Raw genomic sequence first — 1,714 nt, forward strand, 5'->3', positions numbered from 1 at the left:
ATTAAGGAGTAATTCAGGAAATGGCATGCTCTATTTGCGGATCAGGCAGTCACACAGCAAAGAATTGCCCGAGGCCACAGCGGTGTTCACATTGTGGCGGAGCAGGTCATAACGTTCAGACTTGCCCTGATGCAAGGCGTTGTAGTGTTTGCGGCAGCTACCAGCATGATAAGCGCAACTGTCCAGACAGATAGCATTAACTCCACATTTAAAGGAGACACTATGGGGTTCTGGCGAAAGACAGGTGAAATTGGAGGCAAGGTCGCCAAAGAAACGACCACCTTTATATTCAAAACCTTAAAAGAGAAAGCAAATAAAATCAACGAGATAAAAAATGAATACAGAACAATGTCGTATGATGAGCTTTTAAAAATAGAAGAAAAAGACAACTCCAAAAATTCACTTAAGGAAAAAACCGCAGCACAGCAAGTTTTAAAAGAAAGACATGACAATAACTACCGAGACTCGTATTGAAGATATTAAAAATACCCGTATCAACCTGAGCAACATAGAAAAATGAAGCTGTCCAAGCGCTCGGAGATATAGATGGTCATCTGAGACACCGTCAGGCTCCAACTCTGCACGGAACGTGTCCAGCGCTCCGGTGCCTTGAGTATACCGGCCTAGAGCGATTGGCACCGCAGGACGCCCTGTCACTTCTGGGATAATGACGCAAGGCATTGAGCAGTACACATACGAGTGTCTTACAATCCCCGCTTTAGTGTTTGAGTATGAATTTCAAAATATTCCTAAAGGCTTGCCTCCCACTGCCGATAAAAAGCTCGTAGCGAATGCATCAAGCGGTGCATTCACCCCTGCTACGTACCGTTCTTGTCCTTGGGCAAGGCTTGGGGCCGGCGCTGCCGGCCCATTTTTATGGAAAGCGCTTACGAAAAACCGTTTGCGATGAAGGGCAGCTAAAACCATCGGGAACGAGCTCCCTCCTGCCAAAATCGCTGCCCACTCAATCGGTCAGTGCCTGTCGTCGACACGCCATGCTTGCACTTCGGCCACTGTCAGCCCGGTGGCTTCGACTAACCGCCGCCCTAGCGCTTGATAACGGCTTACTGCCACTCAATTTTGAGATCTTTATGCGACTGTGCGCAGTCGCGCAGATAGAGATTAATGAGGCTCTGATACGGAAGGTCTTTTTCCTCGGCAAGGTTCTTGAAATACGCAATGGTGTCTTCATCAAGCCGGATCGTAACTTGCTTCTTGAGTTTCTTAGCGTATGGATTGGCGGTTTCAATGACCAAGTGCGACACGTAACCCATCAGGTACTGTGTTGCCATGACTTACTGCTAGGGCCATCTCACTGCTGAAGATCGAGCCGCTATCATGATGATGCGAGCCACTCACTTGAGCTGTGCACCCAGTACTGTATCGCGAGAGCTCGCCCACCACACGATTGACTCCTTCAAAGGCTTCGATGCCAGTCTGGCGGGCTACCGGGCCCGCTTGACGCGTCATCGATCTCGCCAGCGTCCCAAGCTGCACCCTGACGGGGAGCTCCTCAAGATGATGGTCCACCTGCTGCGCAAGTACTGGCCACCAGAGCAGACAACCCGCACACATGAAGCGCATGTCGCCCAACGATTCATGTCGGCAGGTCTGAGGCCATCTACAACGCACTCTATGTGATCACCCGCGGCAGCCTCAAGAAGGAGTTTATCGCCTGCTTGCGGTAGAGCTACGGCAAGCGCCGGTCACGCAA

The 1,714-nt window shown here is 50.5% G+C and carries 2 protein-coding genes; one reads left to right on the forward strand and one right to left on the reverse strand.

Annotated features, from left to right (window positions below; genetic code table 11):
- Nucleotides 1–93 precede the first annotated feature (93 nt).
- The gene (locus OP495_RS17575; protein WP_280571056.1) at nt 94–474 is read left to right on the forward strand and encodes a hypothetical protein; all 381 of its coding nucleotides are present in this window, start codon (nt 94–96) and stop codon (nt 472–474) included.
- 590 nt (nt 475–1,064) lie between these two features.
- Here the strand turns inward: OP495_RS17575 and OP495_RS17580 are convergent.
- Nucleotides 1,065–1,292 carry a BrnA antitoxin family protein gene (locus tag OP495_RS17580; RefSeq protein WP_280571057.1) on the reverse strand — a complete coding sequence of 76 codons (228 nt, stop codon included), beginning with the start codon at nt 1,290–1,292 and terminating at the stop codon, nt 1,065–1,067.
- Nucleotides 1,293–1,714 lie beyond the last annotated feature (422 nt).

Origin of the sequence: Chromohalobacter sp. 296-RDG (genome assembly GCF_029889885.1) — a bacterium.
Taxonomy (GTDB): Bacteria; Pseudomonadota; Gammaproteobacteria; order Pseudomonadales; family Halomonadaceae; genus Chromohalobacter.